Below are 23,325 nucleotides of genomic sequence, written 5' to 3' on the forward strand. Positions count from 1 at the left end.
AATGTCGATCTCCTCGCTCATCCCGCGCAGCGGAAAAGTCCGTGCCGGAACGATCATCGTCCTGGTGTTCGTCATCATCGCTGTGATCGGGCCCCTGGTGGCCGGCCACGACCCCAGGTCCACTTCGTTCGACATGCTCGAGCCACCTTCAGGGCGGTACTGGCTCGGGACCACGCAGTCCGGACAGGACGTCTTCGCCCAGTTCGTCCACGGTGCCAGGATCTCACTGCTGGTGGGTCTGTTGGCGGGAGTGATCTCCCAACTGTTCTCGGTCGCGGTCGGCCTGATCGGCGGCTACCTTCGGGGCGTCGCGGACGACCTGCTGTACATCCTCACCGCCGTGTTCCTGGTGATCCCCGGGATGCCGCTCCTGATCGTGCTCACGGGTTACCTGCCCTCCCGCGGGATGCTGTCCATCGCCGTGGTCATCGCGATCACGTCCTGGGCCGGAGCGGCCCGCGTGATCCGTGCCCAAACCCTCTCGCTGCGCAACCGGGAATTTGTCGAAGCGGCGCGAGCCACCGGTGAGAGTCGCATTCGGATCATGTTCTTCGAAGTGCTGCCGAACATGCTCCCTCTGGTCGCCTCGGGATTCCTATTCTCCGTGATCGGGGGCATCCTCGCCGAGGCCGGGCTTGCCTTCCTCGGGCTGGGTTCCCTGACCACCACCAGCTGGGGATCGATGCTGTACTTCGCCCAGAATGCGCAGGCGCTGCTATCGGGCGCTTGGTGGTGGTTCGTCCCCCCAGGCCTCGCTATCGCCGTGATCGGTGCCGGACTCGCTCTCATCAATTTCGGGATCGACGAGTACTCGAATCCCCGTCTGCGCACGGGTTCCGCGACGAAGAGGTCGGCGAGCAGCCGGGCCGCCGGCGGCGATGCGACCGCCGCGAACGTCCAGGCCTCCGGGGTGGCCTCGGGCGCGGGTGCCGCCCCGGGCGGGGCCACCTCGGCGACCGCCGAGCACGTGGCTCTCACGGAGGAGCGCGACGGCGTGAGTGATCGGGATAGCGATCCGGATCTCGCGCCGCAGCTGCGGCCCTCGCCGATGCCGGGATCCCCGATCATCGAGGTCGACTCGCTGCGGGTGGACTATCCGACGGCGTTCGGCACGGTGCACGCCGTCCAGGACGTCTCGCTGACCCTGCGTCGCGGCGAGGTCCTGGGACTGGCGGGGGAGTCCGGGTCGGGCAAGTCCACGCTCACCAACGCGGTCACCCGTCTGCTGCGACCCCCGGCGGACGTGGCCGGCGGGTCGATCACCTACCGCGGGGAGGACGGCACCGCCACGGACATGCTGCACCTGGAGGACCGGGAGCTGCGTGCCCTGCGCTGGAACGAGATCGCCGTCGTGTTCCAGAGCGCGATGAACGCCCTCAACCCGGTCACCTCGATCCACGCCCAGTTCGACGACGTGATCCGGGTGCACCGGCCGGGCCTGCCGCCCGCCGAGCGCACCGCCATCGCGCGCGAGCACCTCGAACGGGTCGGGATCGAGGGGAACCGTCTGGAGGCGTATCCCCACGAGCTCTCCGGCGGCATGAAGCAGCGCGTCGCCATCGCCATCGCGCTCGTGCTCGAACCTGACGTGATCTTCATGGACGAGCCCACCACCGCCCTGGACCTGCTGGTCCAGCGCGATGTGCTCGACCAGATCTTGCGGCTGCGCGAGGAGTACGGCTTCGCGATCGTGTTCACCACGCACGACCTCGCGCTGCTGCTGGAGATCTCCGACTCCATCGCCGTGATGCGGCACGGCGAGCTCGTCGAGTACGGCCCGGCCGTGGACATCTACCGCGATCCCCGCCACCCGTACACCAAGAACCTGCTGTCCTCGCTCGCAGAACTGGGGAGCCTCGCATGACCCTCACCGACACCACCGACGGATCCTCCGCCCGGGCCCACGCCCGGGTGGTCCTGGAAGGCCGCAACCTCGTCAAGGAGTACCCGGTCGGGGCCCGCAGCGGTCTGCTGCGCCGGCAGCAGACGATGCGGGCGGTCGACGACGTCTCGATCTCGCTGGTCCAGGGCAGGGTCACCGCCCTCGTGGGCCAGAGCGGCTCGGGGAAGTCGACGCTGGGCAGGATGCTCGCCCGCCTGATCCCCTCCACCTCGGGGCGGATCCTGCTGGAGGGGCGTGACGTCCCCACCAGCGGCGGCTCCCGGCACCGGGAGTACGTGGGGGACGTGCAGCTGACGCTGCAGGACCCCTTCGCCTCCCTGAACCCGCTGCGCCGGATCGCCTACACGCTGGGGCGCGCGGTGCGCATCCATCAGGACGCCCGCGGCGAGGCCGCCGTGCACGAGCGGTGCATCCAGCTGCTCGAGCGCGTCGGCCTCACCCCGGCCGAGCGCTATCTCGACCGGTTCCCGCACGAGCTCTCCGGCGGGCAGCGCCAGCGCGTGGCCGTCGTCCGGGCGCTCGCCGCCTCCCCGAAGGTGCTGATCGCCGACGAGCCGGTCTCGATGCTCGATGTCACCATCCGCAAGGAGATGCTCGATCTCATCGACTCGCTGCGCCGCGATGAGGACCTCGCCGTCCTTTACATCACCCATGACCTGGGCAGCGCGCGACGCTACAGCGATCAGGTGATGGTCATGCACCATGGCCGCGTGGTCGAGCAGGGCGAGAGCCATGCGGTGATCGACGACCCGCAGGACGAGTACACGAAGCGACTGCTGGCCGCCGCGCCCAACCCGGGCGCCCGACTGGGCTGATCGACCCGCCGCTCAGACGAACGCGATGCGGGCCAGCCCGCGCCGGGACCGGTCGATCGAGAACCGCGTCCGGTGCGGGTGGACCCGATTGGTCAGCAGCACGGCGACCGTGCCGGTGCTCGGATCGGCGAGGACGGAGGTGCCGGTGAACCCGGGATGCCCGACGACGCGGGGCAGCACCTCGCCCGGGCAGAGCTCCTGACCCACCCGCAGCCCGAAGCCCTGCCGCCACGGAGCCCCGGTGGTCACCCCGGGCGGGAGCTGATCGGTGGTCAGCAGGGCACGCACCGGGCCGGAGAGCGTCGGCCCCGGTCCTCGACCGGCCAGAACCCGTCCGAGAGCGAGCGCGTCATCGAGGGTCGCGAAGACCCCAGCATTGCCGGCCCCGCCCAGGGACCACGCCGTCTCGTCATGGGTGGACCCTCGCACCAGCCCGCGCGGCGGGTCCTCCTGGTACTCGGTGGCCGCGGCGCGGGAGCCCTCCTCGACGGACGGCGACCATCCCGCGCTCGTCGCCCCGGCGGGGTCGAGGACGCGTATCCGGGCCAGCTCCGGCAACGGGGTGTCGGTCAGCCCTTCGAGCAGGGTTCCCAGCAGGATGAAGCCGATGCAGGAGTAGGCGTGCGCGGTGCCGGGTTCGGTGTCGAGCTGCGCACCGGCGATGGCGGCAAGGCGCTGCTCGCGGCCGCCGGGGACCTTCCACAGCGGCATGACCGGTGGCAGTCCGGCGGTATGCGTCAGCAGCTGCCGCACCGTGATCGACGGATGCGGCGACGGGAGGTACTCGGCGACCGGGGCCTCCGGGTCCAGCAGCCCGTCGTCCATGAGGGTGGCCGCAGTGAGCGTCGTGACCACTTTGGTCACCGACGCCATGTCGAACAGCGTGTCCGCCACCAGAGGGGTCAGCTCGGGGGAGTCCGCAGGCAGGTGTGCGCCATCGGGCGCGAAGAGCGCGGTCGAGCCGGCGAGCGCGCGGGCGACGGGGCGGCCCGGGCTGTCCACAGCGGCCGTCGCAGCGGCCGCGCCCTCGATCGCGGGACCGTCAGCGGGCGCGGTCGCCGCGCCCCGGCTCACGGCGGTGACCAGCTCCTCGAGCCGGTTCTGCGCAGTGCCGTCCGTCGTCGGGTCCGGTGCGTCGGTGTCGTCCATGGACGTCATGCTCTCCTGTAGTCCGCGAGGGCGTCGTAGGTGGTGCGCAGGGCGTCGACCGTGTCGTCGCGGCTGCGCTGGGCGATCGCCACGAACATGCAGTCCACGACGAGGAGCTGGGCCGATCGTGAGGCCATCGCTCCGGAGCGGTAGGTGGATTCGCGCACGGAGGTGCGCAGCACGATGTCGGCCTGCGCGACCACCGGTCCCTCGACGCTGTTGGTGAGGGCGATCGTCCGGGCGCCCGCGGTCCGGGCCTGGGAGAGGACGGCGGCGACTTCGCGGGTCGAACCGCTGTGGGAGAACCCCAGAGCCACCTGTCCCGGCCCCATCAGGGCGGCGGCGGCGAGCGCATCGTGGGTGTCCCGGAGGCAGCGGGCGTTGCGCCCGATCCGCTGGAGCTTGCGCTCGAGGTCGCCCGCCGCGGAGGCCGAGGCGCTGATCCCGTGCAGGAGCACCATCGACGCATCGGCGAGGGCCTCGACGGCCCGGTGGAGCTCGGCGATGTCGAGCGTCGCGGCGGTCTCCTCGATGCCCAGGGCCTCGGTCAGGGCGATGTCCGCGACGATCTGCGAGAGCGTGGAGTCGGCGGGGAGGTCGGCCCCATGGGTGCTGCCGAGATGGAGCCTGCGGACCTGCTCCGAGGCCAGCTCCCCGGCGAGCGTGAGCCGCAGGTCCGCATATCCCGCGAGTCCCAGCCGCTGGCACAGACGCACCACCGTGGGCTCGGAGGTTGCACAGGCGGTGGCCAGATCGGTGATGGTGCCCTGGAGGATCCGGTGCGGGTCCTCCAGGATCGCGTCGGCGACCCGGCGCATCGAGGGCGGCAGCTGCTCCCGGACGGCCTGCAGGTGGGACTGGGTGCTCATGCGCCGATCGTAGGGGCGGTTCAGCGTGGGGGAGCGGGGTTCTCGGGAACCTGGTCCATCTGTGACCTGACAGGTTCCACCGGGTCGGCGGGCGCCGTCCCCTCATGCTCCAGCTCGTCACGCTCGAGGCGTGCTCCGGCGCGTTCGTGGCGCAGCCGCTCCCCGAGCCAGAGTCCCAGGCCCAGGGCGATGCCGATGACGTCGAAGAGCACATCGGTGGCTTCGGCGCCGCGCTCGGGGAGGAGCACCAGCTGGACCAGCTCGATGAGCAGGCCGTGGGCGAACGCGACGATCACGATCCAGCCCATGGGGAAGCGTCGGCGCGGCGCCAGCGCACGCCCCGCGGCCCAGACGGTCAGTGCGAACACCAGCAGGTGCACGAGCTTGTCGAGGCCGGGCATCCCCGTGCCGGGCGTGCCGGCCGGGATCGAGGGCAGGTAGAACCCGATGTTCAGGATCAGGGCCAGCAGGAGCAGGCCGAGGCGCCCGAGGAGGGACCCTCCCGCGCGACGGATCTCGTGGGGCAGGCGGCGGAGGAACTCGGCGACGACGTCCATACCCGGCATTATCCCAGCGTCGGCGGCTGTCTCCGGGGAGGCAGGGCCGCTAGGCTCACGGCAGCACGACATCGACCGAGGGAGTTGCCCATGTCCTCCACATCCGACCCGTCCCGGCTGGATCCGTACAGCGACGATCCCGGGGCCGCGCCGGGCAGCACTGCGGTGCTGGACCGTCAGCTCCAGGAGAAGGAGCAGACCACCGACGACGGTGACCACGACCGGTACGCGCACTATGTGCGCAAGGACAAGATCACGCAGGCCGCGCTCGGCGGCACGCCCGTGATCGCCTTGTGCGGCAAGGTGTGGGTGCCGGGTCGGGATCCCGAGAAATACCCGGTGTGCCCGGAGTGCAAGGAGATCTACGAGGGCTTCCGCGACCCGCAGGACGGCGGCGGCGACGGCAAGGGCGGCTCCGGCGGGAAGGGCGGCGGTTTCCGCGGCTTCTTCGGCGGCCGGCGCTGACCGCTCGCCGCTGCGGCCCGGGTGATCGCCCGGGCCGCGGCGCGCTCGCGGACTTCCTCACATCGCGCTGGTGCGCGGGTCGTCGTACCGCGGCGGTACGGTGGATCACGCCGTGAATACCACCCCTTCCTTGTTCTCCACGAGCGATCCCCGCCAGCCCTCCGAGGCGGCCGCGCGATCGCTTCCCGTCGCCTACCCGGAACGCGCCGCCTGGGGCACCGTCCCCAAGCTGCGTGCCTGGCAGTCCGAGGCTCTCGAGCTGTATCGCAGCCTCACCCCGAAGGACTTCCTGGCCGTCGCGACCCCCGGCGCCGGCAAGACCACCTTCGCCCTGCAGGTCGCCGCGGGGCTGCTTTCCGAGGGGACCGTCCGCCGCATCACGGTGGTCGCCCCGACGGAGCACCTGAAGACCCAGTGGGCCGACGCCGCCGCACGGGTGGGCATCTCGTTGGATCCGAACTTCTCCAACGCCCAGGGCGCCCATGGCTCCCACTATCAGGGCGTGGCGGTGACCTATGCCCAGGTGGGCATGCACCCTGCGCTGCACCGAGCGCGCACCGAGGCCGATCGCACGCTGGTGATCCTCGACGAGATCCACCACGCCGGCGACTCCCTCACCTGGGGTGACGGTGTGCGCGATGCGTTCGATCCGGCGGTGCGCCGCCTGTCCCTGACCGGAACCCCGTTCCGCTCCGACGCCTCGCAGATCCCCTTCGTGATCTACGAGGAGGACGGCGAGGGCTTCTCCCGCTCCAAGGCGGACTACGTCTACGGCTATGGCGAGGCGCTGCGCGACCATGTGGTGCGCCCCGTGCTGTTCATGACCTATTCGGGGCGCATGCACTGGCGCACCAAGACCGGTGATGAGGTCTCGGCGCAGCTCGGCGCGCTCGAGACCAAGGACATCACCCAGCAGGCCTGGCGCACCGCCCTGGATCCGAACGGCGAATGGATGCAGTCGGTGCTCTCGGCGGCGGACCGGCGACTGACCGAGGTGCGTCGCCACGTCCCGGACGCCGGCGGACTCGTGATCGCGACCGACCAGAAGGCGGCCCGCGCCTATGCCGGGACACTCCAGGACATCACCGGCCAGGCACCCACCGTCGTGCTCTCGGACGACGCCGGCGCCGGCAAGCGCATCGAGGACTTCTCCGCCTCCGAGGATCGCTGGATGGTCGCGGTGCGCATGGTGTCCGAGGGCGTCGACGTGCCGCGCCTCGCGGTCGGCGTCTACGCCACCTCGACCTCGACCCCCATGTTCTTCGCGCAGGCCGTCGGCCGCTTCGTGCGCTCGCGGACCCGCGGTGAGACCGCGAGCGTCTTCCTGCCCACGGTCCCCATCCTCATGGCCCATGCCGCGGAGCTGGAGGCCGAGCGTGACCATGTGCTGGACCTGCGCCCTGCGAGCGGCGACGAGGTCACCGGCCTGGACGAGAGCCTGATCGAGGAGGCGAACCGTCCCGAGGAGACCAGCGATCAGCTGGAGATGACCTTCGAGGCCCTCGAGTCCGAGGCCTCGTTCGACCGTGTGCTGTTCGACGGCGGCGAGTACGGAGCCGGCGGTCTGGCCGGCAGCGAGGACGAGCAGGAGTTCCTGGGGATTCCCGGCCTGCTCGACGCCGACCAGATGCGCACCGTGCTCCAGCAGCAGCAGGCCCAGCAGCAGGAGCGGCGCAAGCGCAACGGCTCCGCGGACCAGACCGTCACCCCCGGGGTGGTGGACCACCGGCAGCTGATGGAGCTGCGCAAGGAGCTCAGCACGCTGGTCTCGGCGTGGGCGAAGAAGTCCAGCATCCCGCACGGTTCGGTCCACAACACCCTGCGCAGCCGGTGCGGAGGGCCTGCGGTGGCCCAGGCCAGCGCGGAGCAGATCCAGGCGCGCATCGGCGTCGTGCGAGGCTGGTTCGTCGGCCGCCGCTGAGCTCATCCGGCGCGTGCGGTGACCTCATCCGGCCCGCCCGCTGAACTCACTCGGCCGCCGCTGACCCGTCCGTCGCGCGGCTGTCTCAGCTCAGCACGCGGGCGGCCTCGACGCCGTCGGTGACCGTGGGGATGGCGGGAGGGCCATCCGGGCCGTCGTCGGGGGACAGGCCCAGCTCTGCGACCGAGGCGGCATGCCGCGCCCGCGCCGCCTCGACCACAGCGGGTGCTCGCAGATCGTGCACCGGCTCGCCGCCGAGGATCATGGGCTTCTGCAGGGGCCGCAGCGAGGTGCGAGCCCACTCGGGGTTCGCCTCGCCGGACGTCAGCTCGGCGATCAGCTCCCGCTCGAACTCCGCGACCTCGGACTCGCCGGGGAGCACCAGCTCGGCGTGGGCGCGCTCGCCCACGATCATGCGGTAGGCGGCCTTGCCCGCACCGAGCGTGGCCTTGTCCTGGGACCGCTTGCCGACCGGGTGCATCGCGCCGTCGGCCCCCTCGCGCTCGACGAGCTTGTAGACGAAGCCGGGGGCGGGATGGCCCCCACCGGTGACCAGGCGGGTCCCGATGCCGTAGCCGTCCAGCGGTGCCTCGGTGAGCTCCTCGACGCGGTACTCGTCGAGGTCGCCGGTGGCGGTGATCCGCGTGTCCGTGGCGCCGAGGGAGTCGAGCAGGGCCCGCACCTCGTGGGCCTGCACGCCGAGGTCCCCGGAGTCCAGGCGCACCGCGCCGAGCTGGGGGCCGGCGATCTCGACCGCGGTGCGCACGGCGGCCTCGACGTCGTAGGTGTCCACCAGCACGGTGGTCCCCGCCCCCTGGGAGGCGATCTGGGCGCGGAAGGCCTCCTCCTCGGAGTCGAACAGCAGTGTGAACGCGTGGGCCGCGGTCCCGGCGACCGGGATCCGGTAGTGCGCTCCGGCGGCGAGGTTCGAGGTGGAGTGGAAGCCGACGATGTACGCGGCGCGGGCGGCGGCGATGGCGGCGTCCTCATGCACCCGGCGCCCGCCCATCTCGATGCACGGGCGGCCGCGGGCGGCGGTGATCATCCGCGACCCGGCCGAGGCGATGCCGCTGTCATGGTTGAGGATGGACAGCACGACGGTCTCGAGCATCACCGCATCCTCGAAGGTGCCCTCGATCCGCAGCACGGGCGAGTTCGGGAAGAACAGCTCACCCTCCTCGTATCCGTGCACGTCTCCCGCGAAGCGGTATGCCGCGAGATGCTCGAGGGTCTCCTCGTCGAGCAGCCCGGACCGGCGCAGGTAGCGCAGGTCGGCGTCGTCGAAGCGGAAGTCGGCGATGGCATCGAGCACGCGGCCGGTGCCGGCGAGCACCCCGTAGCGCCGGCCCTCGGGGAGCGAACGGGTGAACACCTCGAAGACGCAGCGGCGCGATGCGGTGCCCGCCTCGCGGGCACCATGCAGCATCGTCAGCTCGTAGAGGTCGGTGAGCAGGGCAGAAGTCACAGTGTCCACGGTAATGCGTGCCGGGCCGACCGAGTGACGGACGCGCCCCGTAGACTCGACCGGGCCGCTTGCCGAGGACCATGTCAGCTGTCATGGGACGGCGAGCGGCGGGATACAGGAGGAGCACGAATGCCGGTGGAGCTGCGGCGGGCCGACCCCGGGATGGGCTCGTTGACCGACCCTGCCGGTGCCGTGCAGGAGGACGTCGGGACCAGCGGCCCGTGGTGCACCGTGGTCTGGAACGACCCTGTGAACCTCATGAGCTACGTCGTCTTCGTCCTGCGTCGGCACTTCGGGTACTCGCGGCTGGTCGCCGAGCAGCTGATGATGCAGGTGCACGAGGAGGGCCGGGCGATCGTCTCGCGCGGCTCCCGGGAGCGCGTCGAGACCGACGTGCAGGCCATGCACTCCTTCGGCCTGCACGCGACCTTGGAGAGGGCGGGGGAGGACTGATGGCGCACGCATTCCGACGCCGCCCCGATGGCAGCCTCGCCTGCCGGCTCGACGGGGAGGAGAAGGCGATCATCGCGCAGGTCGCCCAGGAGACCGCGGATCTCATCCGGGCTGACCTGGGGATCGACGCCGATCCGGGTTTTCTGCAGCGCGCGGCGGAGAGCGACGATCCGCTGCGCCGCCTGGAGGCCGAGTTCGCCGGCCGCGATGCCCGGGAGCCCGCGGACTCCGCCGTGAAGCGGCTGTTCCCCGCAGCCTCCGAGGACCCGACGCTCGCCGGGGAGTTCCGGCGGCTGGGCCAGCAGGATCTCGCCGACGGGAAGCTCGCCGATCTCGCCCAGGTGATGGCGATCATCGACTCAGCAGGCCCGAGCCACAGCGAGATCGTGCTCGACGACGCCCAGGCGATCGCCCTCCTGCGCGCCCTGAACGACGTGCGCATCGTGCTCGCGGACCGTCTCGATCTGCAGCGCGACGGGGACTTCGACACCGTGCGGATGCTCCAGCAGATCGGGGAGCGGGTGGAGGAGGCCTCGGAGCCGGAGGGCGATCAGGTCGGGTCCGACATCGTGATCGCCGTGTACGAGCTGCTGTCCTGGCTCCAGGAGAGCCTGCTCCGTGCGCTGGACTGATGTCCGCGAACTGTGAAACAGCACCCAGTGAGGGGGCAGTCACTGCCCCGAACGGCAATCGACACTAGCCTTACCGGGATGAACAACGCGCCGATCGGGATCTTCGACTCCGGGGTGGGCGGGCTGACCGTGGCCCGAGCCATCCTCGACCAGCTGCCGCAGGAGGAGCTGGTCTACATCGGCGACACCGAGCACGGACCCTACGGGCCGCGATCGATCGCCGACGTGCGCTCCCTGACGCTCGACATCATGGACAACCTGGTCGACCACGGTGTGAAGATGCTCGTGATCGCCTGCAACACCGCCTCGGCCGCCGTGCTGCGCGACGCCCGTGAGCGCTATGACGTGCCCGTCGTCGAGGTCATCCAGCCGGCCGTGCGCCGTGCCGTCGCCGCGACCCGCAACCGCCGGGTGGGAGTGATCGCCACGGAGGGCACCGTCACCTCCCGCGCCTACGAGGATGCCTTCGCCGCGGCTCCCGATCTGCAGATTCTCACCCAGGCCTGCCCGCGCTTCGTCGAGTTCGTCGAGAACGGGGTGATCACCGGCGATGAGGTCATCGAGGTGGCCGAGGAGTATCTGGCGCCGGTGCAGGAGGCCGGGGTGGACACCCTGGTGCTCGGCTGCACCCACTACCCGATGCTCGCCGGTGCGATCAGCTATGTCATGGGTCCGGAGGTCACGCTGGTCTCCTCCGCCGAGGAGACCGCCCTGGACGTCTATCGCCAGCTGCGCGGCGGGTCCCTGCTGCGCGTCTCGGAACGGGGTCCGCACCACGTGTTCGCACAGACTGCGGAGGGCGAGGGCAGCGAGTCCTTCGTGCGCCTCTCGCGCCGGTTCCTCGGCCCGATGCTCGATGTGACCACGAGCCTGCCGGTGGTGACGGCATGAGGATCCACGTCATCGGCTGCAGCGGCAGCTTCGCCGGCCCGGACAGCGCCGCCTCCAGCTACCTCCTCGAGCACGAGGACGAGAACGGACGCACCTGGCGCGTGCTCATGGACCTCGGCTCCGGCGCTTTCGGACCGCTGCAGTCCGTCATCGATCCTGCGGACCTCGACGCCGTGATCATCTCGCACCTGCACCCCGACCACTACCTCGACGTCACCGGGCTCGAGGTCTTCTGGGCGTACCACGAGCGCACCGACCTGCCCCAGCTGCCCCTGTACGCGCCGCGGCCGCTCCCGGACCGCATCGCCGCCGTGCTGGGCCGCGCCGGGAACATCCCGGACGGCGTGGACTGCGTCCCGTTCGAGAACCACGCGCTCGAGGACCACCAGCGGTTCACGATCGGGCCGTTCGACATCCAGGTGCGCGAGGTGCTGCACCCCGTGGAGGCCTACGGGTTCCGGATCACCGCAGGCGGCGACGTGCTCGCCTACTCCGGTGACACCGATGCCTGCGAGGCGCTCGACGAGCTGGCGGCCGGCGCGGACCTGTTCCTCTGTGAGGCCGGCTACATCGAGGGCCGCGACGACCGCTTCTCCGGCGTGCACCTGACGGGCCTGCGCGCCGGGCAGGCCGCGGTGACCGCGAACGCCGGGCGCGTGGTGCTCACCCACATCGCCGCGTGGACGGACCCCGCGGTGCCGCTCGCCGAGGCGCGCAGCGTCTACTCGGGCCCGCTCGAGCTCGCCGTGCCCCAGGCGGTCTACGACACCACCAGGACCGACGCCACCGCCTGAGTTCGGCGTTCCGGGTTCTGAGGGCCCGGTGCCCGGCGGCTATCCTCGATCAGTACGCCTGAGCGACACCGAGGAGAACCTGCTCCATGAGCACCCAGAACCCCACCCCGACCGGCGACCGCGTCGACGGTCGCACCCCTGACCAGCTGCGCGAGGTGCGCATCACCCGCGACTGGCTCGACCATGCCGAGGGCAGCGCCCTGATCGAATTCGGCCGCACCCGCGTGCTGTGCGCGGCCAGCTTCACCGAGGGCGTGCCGCGCTGGAAGAAGGGCTCCGGCTCCGGCTGGGTCACCGCCGAGTACGCGATGCTCCCGCGCGCCACCAACACCCGCGGCGCCCGCGAGAGCGTCAAGGGCAAGATCGGCGGCCGCACCCACGAGATCTCCCGCCTGATCGGTCGCTCCCTGCGCGCGGTCATCGACCTGGACGCCCTCGGCGAGAACACCATCCAACTGGACTGCGACGTGCTGCAGGCCGATGGCGGCACCCGCACCGCCGCGATCACCGGCGCCTACGTGGCGCTGGCCGACGCGATCTCCTGGGGCAAGAAGCACACCGCCGTCCCTGCCGCCCGCGAGGTGCTCACCGACTCCGTCAGCGCGATCAGCGTGGGCATCGTCGAGGGCCGCCCGCTGCTGGACCTCGAGTATCGCGAGGACGTGAACGCCGAGACCGACATGAACGTGGTCGTGACCGGTTCGGGCTCCTTCGTCGAGGTGCAGGGCACCGCGGAGGGCGCACCCTTCGACCGCACCGAGCTCGGCGCCCTGCTGGACCTCGCCACCGGCGGCTGCGAGCAGCTCGCCGCGATCCAGCGCGACGTCCTCGCCCAGCAGCGATGAACCCAGCAGCGTCGAACCCTGCTGCGATGCACGAGGGGACCACGAGCGTCTCGGCGGGGGCCCGGATCATCCTGGCCTCCCACAACCTCAAGAAGCTCCACGAGCTCCAGCGCATCATGACCGCCGCCGTGCCGGGGCTCGCGGCGGAATCGATCGTCTCCTCGGCGGGCATCGAGCTGCCCGACGTGGTCGAGGACGCGGTCACCTTCGAGGGCAACGCCCTGCTGAAGGCCCACTCAGCGGCCGCGGCGACCGGGCTGCTCGCCGTCGCCGACGACTCCGGTCTCGCGGTCGACGTCCTCGGCGGCTCGCCGGGCATCTTCTCGGCGCGCTGGAGCGGAGCTCACGGGGACGACGAGGCGAACAACGACCTGCTGCTCGCCCAGCTCTCCGATGTGCCCGATGCGCACCGCGCCGCGCGCTTCGTGTGTGCGGCGGCGCTGGTGGCCCCGGACGGCACCGAGGTGGTCGAGCGCGGCGAGATGACGGGGCACCTGCTGCGGGAGCGGCACGGCGAGGGCGGCTTCGGCTACGACCCGCTGTTCCGGCCCGACGGCCAGGCGCGGACCGCCGCGGAGCTCAGCCCCGAGGAGAAGGACGCCATCTCCCACCGCGGAACCGCGTTCCGTGCGATCGCGAAGCACGTGGCTCCGCTGCTCGACTGATCCGGGCCCCGCTGCTCCGAGATGCGTCGAGCTGAACCCTGGCCGGTACACGCGGCGCCCCTGATCCGAGCGGATCAGGGGCGCCGCGTCGTGGTGGTGTCGGGCGTCGGGTGCGGAACGTCGGGCGTCCCGTGCCCGTCGGCGAATCTGTCAGGCGGCGCCGACGTGGGCGAGTGCCCGGCGCACGATGAGGTCGTGACCGCCGCTCATCTCGTCCAGCGGGGAGGACTCCGCGAGCAGCTCGTCGATCCCGAACCAGGTCAGCTCCAGGGCGTCCTCCTGCGGGGCGGTCTCACCGTCGATCGGCACCACATAGGCCATCGAGATCGCATGCTGGCGGGCGTCGTGGAAGGGCGAGATCCCCGGGGTCGGGAAGTACTCGGCGACGGTGAAGGGCACGGGGGAGACCGGGATGCGGGGCATCGCCATCGGTCCCAGATCCTTGTCGATGTGGCGGGAGATCGCTTCGCGGATCGTCTCGTGGATCATGATCCGGCCGGAGACGATTGCCCGCACGATCTGGCCGCTGCCGGAGGCGCGCAGCAGCAGGCCCACCTCGACCACGGAGCCGTCCACGTCGGTGCGCACGGGCACGAGGTCCAGGTAGGAGATGGGCAGATGGCGGCGGAGCTGCGCGATGTGCTCGGGCTCGAACCAGGCGCCCTCGGTGTCCACAGCCGTGCGGGGGCTCATCGGGTCGCCTCCGCGGAGTGGTCGTCCCTGTCGGCGGCGGCCGCCGCGGCCAGCGCGGGGGCGAGCTGGCCCTTCTCGACGTGGAAGCGCGGGTTCTGTTCGCGACTGGCGACCTTCACGGCGTGGTCGACCTCCTCGCCGGCGATCATCCGCACCCGCCAGGTCGTGCCCTCGAGCTCCACGAGCGACAGGGTGGCGTTCGGGATCGAGGGCAGGGGCTGCTCGATGATCCCCGACAGGATGAAGCGGATCAGGGTGCCATGAGCGACGACCAGGACCTTCTTGCCCGGGTAGCGCTCCTCGAGCGCCTCGAGTCCGTCATAGCCGCGGTCGGCGACGGCCTGGTGGTCCTCCCGTCCCGGGAAGGAGCGATCCGGGTAGGCCTCCTGCATCTCGTCGACCGGCTTGCCCTCGGCGAAGCCCCAGTCGATCTCCACGAACCGCGGATCGGTGCCGCCGAAGGGGATGCCGTGGTCCTCGCCGATGATCCGGCCCGTCTGCTCGGCACGCTGCAGGGGTGAGGTGACGATCACGTCCCAGTCCACGGGCGGGAGCTGGTCGAAGGCGGCGTGCGCCTGGGCGATCCCGGTGTCGTTCAGCGGGATGTCCGAGGACCCCTGGAAGCGGTTCTGCAGGTTGTAGTCCGTCTGCCCATGGCGGACGAGTCCGAACAGCGTCATGAAGCGTCTCCTCGATACGGGGATGGTGCGTGCGCGAGAAGGGACTCGAACCCTCACGCCCTGGGGCACTGGAACCTAAATCCAGCGCGTCTACCGATTCCGCCACTCGCGCGCCCGCCCAGCCTATCTGCAGCCGCCGGATGCTCCGGGTAGGCTCGTGGGGCTGGTGGCGCGATGCACCTCGCCCGTCCTGGGCGACCGCAGCCTCCACCTCGTCGTTCCCGATCCCCAGCATCACAGGAGTCCCCCATGAGCGCCCTCGCAGGCAAGACCGCCGTCGTCACCGGTTCCTCCCGAGGGGTCGGCGCCGCCACCGCGAAGCTGCTCGCCGACCAGGGCGCCGCCGTGGTCATCAACTACCGCCAGAAGGCACCCCGCGCGAAGAAGGTCGTCGCGGAGATCGAGGCCGCCGGCGGCAAGGCCGTCGCCGTCGGCGCCGACCTCACCGAGGCCGAGGGCGTCGACACCCTCATGCAGACGGCCATCGACACCTTCGGCAGCCTGGACCTGCTGGTCCTGAACGCCTCCGGCGGCATGGAGGCGGACCTCGGCGAGGACTACGCGATGCGCCTGAACCGCGACGCGCAGAACGATGCGCTGACGGCGGGCCTCGAGCGGCTGTCCACCGGCGGCCGCGTGGTCTTCGTGACCAGCCACCAGGCGCACTTCATCGACGACGTCGAGACCATGCCCGAGTACGAGCAGGTCGCCAGGTCCAAGAACGCGGGGGAGAAGGCGCTGACCGCGCGGATCGGTGAGATGTCCGAGAAGGGCATCTCCTTCGTGGTCGTCTCCGGCGACATGATCGAGGGCACGGTCACCGCGACCCTGCTGAACCGTGCGCGTCCCGGTGCGCTCGAGGAGCGGCGAGAGGCCGCCGGCAAGCTGTACTCCGTCGAGGAGTTCGCCGCCGAGGTGGCGGCGATGGCCACTGCCGACGTCGAGACCGGCCACGTGGAGCTCGTGGGCGGCGCCGACGACTTCCTGGCACGCACCCAGGGCTGAACCGACCGGTTCAGCCAGACGACCCCAGAATCACGCCTGATTCCCGGCTGGTCACCTCGCGACCTCCTGCTCGCGATACGATCAGCGGGATCAAGCCCTGACGACCCCCGGAGGCAGTGGTGGCCAAGAAGAACAGCCTGGACGACATGCGCGACGAGGCCTACCGGCGGCAGGACAACCTGGCGTCGGACATCGACGAGCTGGTCGACCGTGTGAACCCGAAGAACGCGGCGACCCGCTGGAAGAACGAGCTCGTCGGTTCGGTGAAGGGTTTTTCCGACGCCGGTGACGACAAGTCCGCCTCGACGCTCCCGATAGCGATCGCAGGCGGCGTCATCGGCGTGGTGCTCATCGGTGCAGGAATCGCTGCGGCGATCGCCCTCTCCGGTGGTGACGACAAGCCCGCGAAGCCGTCGAAGACTGCGAAGGCCGCGACGAAGAACGTCAAGAAGACGTCGAAGAAGGCCTCCGAGCAGGCGTCTGCGCAGACGCAGAAGGCGAAGGCCTCGGCAGCCAAGGCCAAGGCCGAGCTCGACAAGGCTCTCGCCACGGCGAAGGCCCGCGCAGCCGGCGACTGACCTCACGGGGCAGTCCCCGGCGGACGATTCCCGCACCGCGCGCCCGACGGCGCCGGTCACCTCGGTGACCGGCGCCGTTCGCTGTGTGCAGCTCGCCCGCCCCTCACCGGGTCCTGAGCTGTGCCGCGTCCGCTCCTGGCCTGCTCCGGGCCTGTTCGTCGTGGTCCCCTACAGCTCGCCGTCCACGAAGAGCCAGGTGCCGTCCTCGCGCACAAACCGGGAGATCTCGTGCTGCTCCTGGCGGCCCTGCGGGGTGCGGGCGACGGCGGTGAACTCCACCGTGCCTGCGTCGTCGAAGGGACCGCCTGCCGAGGTCGTGAGGATGGACAGGTGCACCCACCGCGTCCCGTCCTCGAGCGAGTCCGCGAGCTCGTCGCGGTCCGGGCGCTCGCGCGGGTGCCAGGACCTCAGGAGATGCTCGACGTCCCCGACCGCGAAGGCGGTGTAGCGGGACCTCATGAGTGCCTCCGCGGTGGCGGCACGGCGTTCCTGACGCAGCACGGGGCCGCAGCAGGCTCCGAAGGTGTCCCCGCGCCCGCAGGGGCAGCGCGTCTCGTCGGCCGGGGGAGTGCGCGTCGTGCTCATCCCTCGAGTATCTCGCGCGGGGAGGTCAGCTGCGGGACCAGCCCGGCGTGGACGGGCCCACCGTCGGCCGCCAGCCGGTCTCGGACATGAACCGCACGGAGGAGACACGCAGCGAACGACGCTGCGTGTCCAGCCTCGTGCCGACGATGGCCTGAGTGATCTCCGGGTAGAACTTGGCGGGGTTCTGCGCGCCCGCCTCCATCGCGAGATCCTTCGCCCAGCGTGCCTTGGTGATCGGCTCGCCGCCGACGTTGTAGAAGCCGCTGTCCGCCCGGAGGGCGGCGACGAAGGCGCGCCCGGCATCCGTGTGATGCAGCAGCGTCACGTAGTTCTCCGGCTTGCCCAGCAGGATCGGGTCGCCCTCACGGGTGGCCTTCAGCGCGTGCGTCGTGTGGGGGTCACGGCCGAACAGGAGTCCCAGTCGCAGCACGACCGCGCTGCGGCCGGCGGCCGCGAAGTCCACGGCGGCGCGCATCTCGGCCACGCGCGGGCGGAACGCCTGGTTGCGCACGCTGAGCGGCAGATCCTCGCCGATCCACTCCGACCCGTTGTCCGGATACAGATAGATCGTGGATTCCTGGATCAGCTTGCCCACGCCCGCCTGAGCCGCGGCCTTGGCGATCGCGACGGAGGCCTCGAGGTGGAGCTTGTCGTCCTCCCGCCAGGCGAGGGGGCGCAGCCCGGCCATGCCGACCGGCACGTGGGCGAGGGTGTTGATGACGACGTCGTACCCGCGGAACGCGCGCGCGAGATCCGAGGCGTCGAAGACGTCGGCCACGACTGCCCTGCCGCCGCGGCCCTCGATGATCGGGATCCCGGAGTCGCGTCGGGTGATGCCGGTGACCTCATGCCCGGCGGCGACGAGCGCCTCCACAGCTTCCTGGCCGAGCACGCCTGTGGCGCCGGTGACCGCGATCCTCACGCTGACCTCCTTCACCGACGGCCTGCTGACCCTCGTGCGTCGAACTTCCTGGGAGGAGCAAGTCTATGCGATCGGCCGCGCCCGCTCCGTCAGGTCCGCGGACGGGAGGTGTTCTGTCAGCTCGCTCACAGAGGGTCCTCTCGAGTTGGCGACTCGGAGGGTGGGGGGTAATGTTTCTTCCTGTTCGGCGCCATTAGCTCAGTTGGTTAGAGCAGCTGACTCTTAATCAGCGGGTCCGGGGTTCGAATCCCTGATGGCGCACCGACGCTCGAAGCCCCACCGGTTCTCCGGTGGGGCTTCGTCGTGTCCCGGAACAGTCCGAGGCCGTCGAAGAGGTCTCCCACGGACACGCTGAAGTAGTCCGCCACCGACTCGATCTCGTTGGCCTTCCATGGGACCTCGCCCTTGACCTTGGCAAAGATGGTCGCGCGGCTTGCGCCAATCACCGGCGCGAGTTCGGAGTTCTTGACGCCACGGCCGGCAGCAAGCGCTCGGACGGCAGCCGAGATCTTCTGGTCCGCCGTTGCTGCCTCTTCCGGAGTCTGGGCTTGAATATCAGTCATAGGTCAAGAGTACCCGCCTCCATCGCTGCGATCTAGGCTTAGAGCCGGTTCGCTCTTGCTTGGTCTAGAAAACTGGACTACTGTCTCGACGCATGAACAGTCGAGCGGATCTGGCGGATCGCCTACTTCGAGATTTGGGGCACGGCGGGCTTTGGGAGTGGGCGATGGTCCAACGGCGCTCGGTGCGCCCGCCCAACTGGAACGAGCTGGCCTATCGCCTGCTGGTGGACACAGACGGCGAAGTCCAGATCAAGGGCGAGATGCTGCGGAAGTGGCTGCTTGCCGCTGAGGCCGAGCGTGACATCGATTCCTTGCACCACCAGGCGTGAGGGGCATCCCGTGAACCGAATCGAAGCGAGTGACGAAGAGCGGTTTCGCGCCGCACTGGAGCACCTCGCTGCTGGCAACGGGGGCTGGCAGAGCAGCGCCGGCGCCGAGTTCCTCGAGCTCGTGGGGGAGGTACTCCAACGCAAGGCCGCAAGGATCCGTGCCGACGTCGGTACGAACGGAGTGATGGTCGACCCCTCCGACGTGGTCTCTGAGGCGGTAATGATCGTCGATGGGCCGCCTCAGATCGCGTTGTCGGCGAACATCCACAGGATCCTCGCCATGGAGAAGCCCTTGGGATACGTCGTTTCAGCGGTCTCCACGAACCTGTCGCGCGCAGTCCTGTCAGAGCGGATGGGTGTGCAGTCTCGGCAAGTAGTACCCGGTCGAGCGCCCGTCGCGCATCTTGAGGACCTGATGGACGCGTCGGGTGGCGCCTTTCTAGACCGGCGCGAAGCGGCTGCAGCCTGGCCGCGCGGTCCCCGAGCCGGCAACGCTGCACCGCCCCGCGTCTCCCGTCAGTTCATGGGCGTGCTGGTCGGTCGCTTCCAAGTGCGGGCTGTGGCAGTTCGAACGGCCCTCGATGTCACTGTCGACGTCGCACTGGCTGACGACGTTGGCGCAGGGATGACCAGCGCGACTACTCGCCGCCGGCTAGCCCTGTTCTGCGATGAGAGCGCTTCTCTCGCTCGTGCCGGGCTCAACCAACGCCAGGTGCGGGCGATGGGCTGGCTGCTGTTCGGAACCGAGAGGCATCCAGAGTGGTCGCTTCTGGCCGAGTGCGCTCGCGCAGTAGAAGACGGAGACGCCGTCAACGTCACGGCGTGGCACGCACGTCACGCTCGTGAACTCCGTACTCCGCGACGGAGCAGTGCCAAAGCCTCCAGTCGCCGTTGGCAGCCCTCGCTGTTCGAAGCCGAGGAAGGGCGTCGTCGGCCTCGAGCAGCGGGGCGTAGCGCTTAGACAAACGGAGCGCCGACCCAATGGGCCGGCGCTCCGGAAAAGCGGATTCGGAACTTCAAAGGTTTGGCGGCCTGTTCCGAGTCCTAATCCCCATCAATCAAGAAGATCGACAGGAGGTGTACGGCTGATGGTACGTCGGAGTGTGACAGCCGATCAACAGTCGGCGTGGCTACTCGCGTGGTCGATCGCTGGTCGTTCTCGGGTGCGGATTGGGCGCTGGGACGGCCGGAGAGACAAATGGGAGTACTCCACGCGCGATGAGCGGGATCTGACGGATGAGGTGCCGGGGAAGCCGGCTGCGGTGCTGCTGTACAACTCCCACGGCAAGTGCCGGACGCTCGTGGTCGATGTGGACGTGCCCGGTGCTGCCGGTAGGGAGGTGCTGCATCAGATCGTGGCGCTGCTGGAGCGGTGCGGTGCCTCGGTGATCGTGGATCGGTCGCCTGCTGGCAAGCATCACGTGTACGTGCCGTTGCGGGACGGCCTGAGCGTCGAGGACGCGGGCACGCTGGCGAAGGCGCTGGCGCTGAGGTTCCCAGGGGTCGATCCGCTGCCCCACACCACGGGCGCGATCTCCGGTTGTATTCGCACGCCTGGCTCCCCGTACAAGGACGGCACGGGCTGCCAGGAGCTCGTGACGCCGCTGGACACTGCGCGGCGGGTGCTGCTGACCCGTAATGGCTCTGAGGTGCTGGGCGCGCTGCGGCGTGAGCTGAGCGAGGAGCTGGCAGAGACGGCACGCGAGGCGATCACGCTGGCGCGGCCGATCGAAGAACTCGAGGACGAGGCCTCCGTGCTGAACGCACCGTTCGTGGGCCGCGTCATGGCCCCCAGGTTCGTTGCGCTGGCGCGTGAGGGCCTGTTCCAAGCTGCCGGCTACTCGGATCGCTCCACGGCCCGTATGGCAGTGCTGTGCGCGGCGGTGCGCTCGGGGATGAAGTTCGCCGACGTGACAGCGCGAGTGGAGGACGGGCGCTGGGCGGGGCTCATGTCGCTGTACCTCAACGCGAACAAGCCCGGTGTGTTGATCGGGCAGGAATGGCGGAAGGCCTGCGCGTTCGTGGCGAAGAAGCAGGCAGCGAAGAAGTCTGTCCGTCACTGCAACACAAGCGAGGCGCTGGGAGTCACGAGGGGGGGACCCCGGGTGAAGTCCGATCAAGAAGTCGCGGTTGATGAACATCGGTTCGTGCGTCGCTGGAGGGTGGTGCTGGCTGAGGTGGAGGGGCTGGAGCTGTCGGGGCCTCGGGGACTGCACGCACGGTTCCTGTTGAGGGCTCTCGCGGCTGCTGCTCACCAGAGCGGGTCACGGCATGTGGAGTTCGGGGTGCGGTCCCTGTCCCTGTCTCTTCCTGTGCAGCCTTCTACGGTTTCTCGTGTGCTGGCTGAACTGCGCGAGGCGGACGATCCCTGGTTGGTGCTGGTTCGTGAGGGTGAGGGCACCCAAGCTGATCTGTACGAGCTGCGCATCCCTGCCCGTCACGCTGAGGTGTCCGAACGGGTGGACATGCCGGCGGGGAAGATCCACGCGCTGCGGCCGGTATTCCGTGAGCTGGGCGTCGTGGCGGCATTGCTGTTTGAGGCGATCGAGCAGGGGGCAACCTCGGTAGCGACCGCTCACGTGCGCGCGCATGTCTCGCGAGCGGCTGCGTTCGAAGCACTGGAGCTGTTGGAGGGGTGGGGGTTGATCGAGCGCGACGCTTCGGGCCGACTCATCGCGCGGCCGGAGCTGCTGGGCGAGATCGCCGAGCGTGTTGGGGCAGCACTGGTGGTGGGATTGCTGATCGAGCGGTTCCGTGCCGAGCGGCGTGCTTGGATCGAACACCTGTCGCGGCACGCTGTCTCGGCTGAGTGGTGGGCGGCCGTCGTGCGCGACGGGCCACCACCGGATGACGAGCTAGAACCTGGGATTTTTACGCGGCGTAGCGGGGCGTCGTGATGGTCGCGCTTGTCGAAGGTGACAGGGAATGGACTAGAGGAGCTGGCATGTGGATTTTCAGGGTGAGGAAGGTACAGATCGCGTTGGTCGCCTTCGTGGCGGTCATGGCGCTGATCGGAGGTCTGGCGCTCCTCGGTCGTTTCTCCAACGTGCCGGAGGACGAAAGGATCAATGTGCAGCCGACGAGCGAGGAAACGGGCGTGACGGGGTTGGATGACCCGGCGCCGGAGGAGAACCCGGTGGTGCTGCCGCTGCCGGCCACCGAGGAGCCCCAGAAGCTTGCGCCGGCTGTGGCAGAGGTGCTGGGGAGCCCGGATACGGCGCGCTTCGATGAGGCGTACTACGTGGCGACAATCGCGTCGGCGGCCCCGGAGATCGAGAACGAGGGGAAGGACCCGACGACTCCGAAGCAGTGGGCCGAGCAGGTGGTCTCTACCGCGTGGGCGGCAGATCCATGGGAGGACCGCGCCGAGTACAAGACGACCGACACGTTCACAGCGCAGAAGGTCACCGAGAGCGATACGGGGGAGTTCTTGGACTTCTTCGCCCCTGACTCTTCCGAGGTGCAGGAGTACCTGGAGGGTCGAGGTCTTGTGGTGATGGAGGTTCAGGGGACGCTTCTTCGTGAGCTGACCGATCCCGACGATGGCGTGCGGAAGCAGGCCGACATGGGGGAGACGACCTGGTCGGTGGCGATGCTGTGCGCTGAGGGTGAGGACTGCCAGGTGTTCCTGGCGGTCCCTGGGCAGTTCGACCAGGCGCAGAAGGAGGGCTGAACCATGGGGGAAGATCTTCTGGGCTTGGCCGGTAAGGCGGGTAAAGGCTTCGCTGGCGGACTCCTCGGCGGAGTGGGGACTGCGGGCGAGGCCCTTGGGAAATCAGATCTGAACCCGGTTACTGCGGCGGGTGACGCTGCTGCGGCTGCGGTTGAGGGCAAGGCGGAGGAGTTCTTGTGGGAGTTCGCGCAGAGCACTGTTGATGGCACTCAGGTGTTCTTTCACATGATCGTGGATCTGCTGTTTCAGATCGCCGCTCCCCAGGTGACGGGGGAGTTCATCTACACGATGGGTGGGCGGATCTTCTTTATCAGCCTGCCGCTGATCGTGCTGTTCGCGGCGATGCGGATCATCGCGGCGTCTCTGCGTGCGCAAGCGCTCACGGGGGCCAGGGATGCGTTCTTGGGGGCCGGTGCTTCGGTGCTGGGGACTGTGGCGCTGGTGCCGCTTACTTCGTTGGCCGTGAGGGCGGTGGATGCCGCTGCGGACGGATTGCTGACGGCGACCCTGCTTGACGGTGACGAGTTCGTGGACAACATCATGGAGGCCGTTGTTCAGATCGGGACCGTGGTGGGGAACCTGGTTGCCGGCGAGGAGATCGCCGGCCCGGTCGCGGCGTGGAGTGTGCCCGCTGGTGGTGTGGTCGCAACCTGTCTTATCTGCGTGTTGGCGGCGGCGCTGCTGCTGGCAGCGTGCGTGGTCATCGGTCTGGCGTTGGTGGCGCGGAACATGCTGCTGTACATCGTGATTGTCATCGGTCCGCTGTGCCTGTCGGGTCTGGCGTGGGAGCGGGGCCTGCCCCTTGTTCGTGGACACGCTGATTCCAGCATTTGCTGGGGAAGCGAGATCATGAACCATGGCCAGGAAGCACTA

Annotated in this window: 25 protein-coding genes, 2 tRNA genes and 1 pseudogene; 18 read left to right on the forward strand and 10 right to left on the reverse strand. The window is 69.6% G+C overall.

Going from position 1 to position 23,325, the window contains the following annotated elements; all coding sequences use genetic code 11:
• Position 1 precedes the first annotated feature (1 nt).
• Together ABD093_RS02825 and ABD093_RS02830 are read left to right on the forward strand one after the other, a co-directional pair.
• Positions 2 to 1,864 carry a dipeptide/oligopeptide/nickel ABC transporter permease/ATP-binding protein gene (locus ABD093_RS02825; protein ID WP_343922289.1) on the forward strand — a complete coding sequence of 621 codons (1,863 nt, stop codon included), beginning with the start codon at positions 2 to 4 and terminating at the stop codon, positions 1,862 to 1,864.
• Positions 1,861 to 2,718, forward strand: a complete 858-nt coding sequence (locus tag ABD093_RS02830) for an ABC transporter ATP-binding protein (protein ID WP_343922291.1) — start codon at positions 1,861 to 1,863, stop codon at positions 2,716 to 2,718. Before ABD093_RS02825 ends, ABD093_RS02830 begins: the two co-directional genes overlap by 4 nt.
• 12 nt (positions 2,719 to 2,730) lie before the next feature.
• Here the strand turns inward: ABD093_RS02830 and ABD093_RS02835 are convergent, their stop codons facing one another.
• Genes ABD093_RS02835 through ABD093_RS02845 form a run of 3 tightly spaced genes read right to left on the reverse strand, consistent with a single transcriptional unit; the run spans position 2,731 to position 5,293 of the window.
• Entirely contained in the window at positions 2,731 to 3,867 is a 1,137-nt protein-coding gene (locus tag ABD093_RS02835; RefSeq protein WP_343922293.1) for a serine hydrolase domain-containing protein, read from the reverse strand.
• Positions 3,868 to 3,872: 5 nt separating this feature from the next.
• On the reverse strand, positions 3,873 to 4,736 hold the full coding sequence (locus ABD093_RS02840; RefSeq protein WP_343922295.1) for a MurR/RpiR family transcriptional regulator: 864 nt from the start codon (positions 4,734 to 4,736) through the stop codon (positions 3,873 to 3,875).
• Positions 4,737 to 4,756: 20 nt separating this feature from the next.
• Entirely contained in the window at positions 4,757 to 5,293 is a 537-nt protein-coding gene (locus ABD093_RS02845; RefSeq protein WP_343922297.1) for a VanZ family protein, read from the reverse strand.
• A 90-nt stretch (positions 5,294 to 5,383) separates the two neighbouring features.
• Between ABD093_RS02845 and ABD093_RS02850 the strand changes: the two genes are divergently transcribed.
• Both ABD093_RS02850 and ABD093_RS02855 read left to right on the forward strand, forming a co-directional pair.
• Positions 5,384 to 5,758 carry a DUF3039 domain-containing protein gene (locus tag ABD093_RS02850; RefSeq protein ID WP_193118303.1) on the forward strand — a complete coding sequence of 125 codons (375 nt, stop codon included), beginning with the start codon at positions 5,384 to 5,386 and terminating at the stop codon, positions 5,756 to 5,758.
• Positions 5,759 to 5,888: 130 nt separating this feature from the next.
• Complete coding sequence (locus tag ABD093_RS02855; protein ID WP_226850570.1) at positions 5,889 to 7,679, forward strand: DEAD/DEAH box helicase; 1,791 nt, start codon at positions 5,889 to 5,891, stop codon at positions 7,677 to 7,679.
• Between the two features lie 85 nt (positions 7,680 to 7,764).
• Here ABD093_RS02855 and ABD093_RS02860 read toward each other — a convergent pair whose 3' ends face one another.
• On the reverse strand, positions 7,765 to 9,144 hold the full coding sequence (locus tag ABD093_RS02860; protein ID WP_343922299.1) for a nicotinate phosphoribosyltransferase: 1,380 nt from the start codon (positions 9,142 to 9,144) through the stop codon (positions 7,765 to 7,767).
• Between the two features lie 129 nt (positions 9,145 to 9,273).
• Here ABD093_RS02860 and clpS point away from each other — a divergent pair, with 129 nt between their 5' ends.
• The 6 genes from clpS to rdgB all read left to right on the forward strand — a co-directional run bounded on the left by clpS (position 9,274) and on the right by rdgB (position 13,424).
• The gene (gene clpS / locus ABD093_RS02865; RefSeq protein WP_193118300.1) at positions 9,274 to 9,597 is read left to right on the forward strand and encodes an ATP-dependent Clp protease adapter ClpS; all 324 of its coding nucleotides are present in this window, start codon (positions 9,274 to 9,276) and stop codon (positions 9,595 to 9,597) included.
• Positions 9,597 to 10,229, forward strand: coding sequence for a DUF2017 family protein (locus ABD093_RS02870; RefSeq protein WP_193118299.1), 633 nt, complete (start codon positions 9,597 to 9,599; stop codon positions 10,227 to 10,229). The genes clpS and ABD093_RS02870 overlap by 1 nt, the downstream gene beginning before the upstream one ends.
• A 78-nt stretch (positions 10,230 to 10,307) precedes the next feature.
• A complete protein-coding gene (gene murI, locus ABD093_RS02875; RefSeq protein WP_193118298.1) occupies positions 10,308 to 11,120 on the forward strand; it encodes a glutamate racemase in 813 nt (270 codons plus the stop codon).
• A complete protein-coding gene (locus ABD093_RS02880) occupies positions 11,117 to 11,914 on the forward strand; it encodes an MBL fold metallo-hydrolase (RefSeq protein ID WP_193118297.1) in 798 nt (265 codons plus the stop codon). Before murI ends, ABD093_RS02880 begins: the two co-directional genes overlap by 4 nt.
• Positions 11,915 to 12,000: 86 nt before the next feature.
• Positions 12,001 to 12,759 carry a ribonuclease PH gene (rph, locus tag ABD093_RS02885; protein ID WP_343922303.1) on the forward strand — a complete coding sequence of 253 codons (759 nt, stop codon included), beginning with the start codon at positions 12,001 to 12,003 and terminating at the stop codon, positions 12,757 to 12,759.
• Positions 12,760 to 12,785: 26 nt separating this feature from the next.
• Positions 12,786 to 13,424 (forward strand): RdgB/HAM1 family non-canonical purine NTP pyrophosphatase, encoded by a 639-nt coding sequence (rdgB, locus tag ABD093_RS02890; RefSeq protein ID WP_343922305.1) that lies wholly within the window; start codon positions 12,786 to 12,788, stop codon positions 13,422 to 13,424.
• 150 nt (positions 13,425 to 13,574) lie between these two features.
• Here the strand turns inward: rdgB and ABD093_RS02895 are convergent, their stop codons facing one another.
• The 3 genes from ABD093_RS02895 to ABD093_RS02905 form a co-directional block, all read right to left on the reverse strand.
• Positions 13,575 to 14,117, reverse strand: coding sequence for a DUF4916 domain-containing protein (locus ABD093_RS02895; RefSeq protein ID WP_193118294.1), 543 nt, complete (start codon positions 14,115 to 14,117; stop codon positions 13,575 to 13,577).
• Complete coding sequence (locus ABD093_RS02900) at positions 14,114 to 14,797, reverse strand: histidine phosphatase family protein (RefSeq protein WP_193118293.1); 684 nt, start codon at positions 14,795 to 14,797, stop codon at positions 14,114 to 14,116. The genes ABD093_RS02895 and ABD093_RS02900 overlap by 4 nt, the downstream gene beginning before the upstream one ends.
• A 30-nt stretch (positions 14,798 to 14,827) precedes the next feature.
• Positions 14,828 to 14,909: transfer RNA gene (locus tag ABD093_RS02905), tRNA-Leu, on the reverse strand.
• Positions 14,910 to 15,046: 137 nt separating this feature from the next.
• Between ABD093_RS02905 and ABD093_RS02910 the strand changes: the two genes are divergently transcribed.
• Complete coding sequence (locus ABD093_RS02910) at positions 15,047 to 15,802, forward strand: SDR family oxidoreductase (RefSeq protein ID WP_193119429.1); 756 nt, start codon at positions 15,047 to 15,049, stop codon at positions 15,800 to 15,802.
• 119 nt (positions 15,803 to 15,921) lie between these two features.
• Positions 15,922 to 16,380 (forward strand): DUF3618 domain-containing protein, encoded by a 459-nt coding sequence (locus ABD093_RS02915; protein ID WP_193119430.1) that lies wholly within the window; start codon positions 15,922 to 15,924, stop codon positions 16,378 to 16,380.
• Between the two features lie 168 nt (positions 16,381 to 16,548).
• On the opposite strand, the gene ABD093_RS02920 is transcribed toward ABD093_RS02915, so the two are convergent.
• Complete coding sequence (locus tag ABD093_RS02920; RefSeq protein ID WP_343922309.1) at positions 16,549 to 16,965, reverse strand: YchJ family protein; 417 nt, start codon at positions 16,963 to 16,965, stop codon at positions 16,549 to 16,551.
• 25 nt (positions 16,966 to 16,990) lie between these two features.
• The gene (locus tag ABD093_RS02925) at positions 16,991 to 17,887 is read right to left on the reverse strand and encodes an NAD-dependent epimerase/dehydratase family protein (RefSeq protein ID WP_193119432.1); all 897 of its coding nucleotides are present in this window, start codon (positions 17,885 to 17,887) and stop codon (positions 16,991 to 16,993) included.
• 187 nt (positions 17,888 to 18,074) lie between these two features.
• Between ABD093_RS02925 and ABD093_RS02930 the strand changes: the two genes are divergently transcribed.
• A tRNA-Lys gene (locus tag ABD093_RS02930) sits at positions 18,075 to 18,148 on the forward strand.
• A gap of 77 nt (positions 18,149 to 18,225) precedes the next feature.
• Here ABD093_RS02930 and ABD093_RS19675 read toward each other — a convergent pair.
• A pseudogene (locus ABD093_RS19675) lies at positions 18,226 to 18,450 on the reverse strand (helix-turn-helix domain-containing protein); the annotation flags it as partial.
• 92 nt (positions 18,451 to 18,542) lie between these two features.
• Here ABD093_RS19675 and ABD093_RS02935 point away from each other — a divergent pair.
• From ABD093_RS02935 to ABD093_RS02955, 5 genes are all read left to right on the forward strand, one after another.
• Positions 18,543 to 18,779 (forward strand): hypothetical protein, encoded by a 237-nt coding sequence (locus ABD093_RS02935; protein ID WP_343922311.1) that lies wholly within the window; start codon positions 18,543 to 18,545, stop codon positions 18,777 to 18,779.
• A gap of 10 nt (positions 18,780 to 18,789) precedes the next feature.
• Positions 18,790 to 19,740 (forward strand): hypothetical protein, encoded by a 951-nt coding sequence (locus ABD093_RS02940; protein ID WP_343922313.1) that lies wholly within the window; start codon positions 18,790 to 18,792, stop codon positions 19,738 to 19,740.
• Between the two features lie 301 nt (positions 19,741 to 20,041).
• Positions 20,042 to 21,676, forward strand: a complete 1,635-nt coding sequence (locus tag ABD093_RS02945; RefSeq protein ID WP_343922315.1) for a hypothetical protein — start codon at positions 20,042 to 20,044, stop codon at positions 21,674 to 21,676.
• A gap of 47 nt (positions 21,677 to 21,723) precedes the next feature.
• Positions 21,724 to 22,452 carry a hypothetical protein gene (locus ABD093_RS02950; RefSeq protein ID WP_343922317.1) on the forward strand — a complete coding sequence of 243 codons (729 nt, stop codon included), beginning with the start codon at positions 21,724 to 21,726 and terminating at the stop codon, positions 22,450 to 22,452.
• Positions 22,453 to 22,455: 3 nt separating this feature from the next.
• Positions 22,456 to 23,325: hypothetical protein (locus ABD093_RS02955; RefSeq protein ID WP_343922318.1), on the forward strand; the 870-nt coding region annotated here is incomplete at its 3' end.

The organism is Brachybacterium tyrofermentans, assembly GCF_039526165.1.
Lineage (GTDB): Bacteria > Actinomycetota > Actinomycetes > Actinomycetales > Dermabacteraceae > Brachybacterium > Brachybacterium tyrofermentans.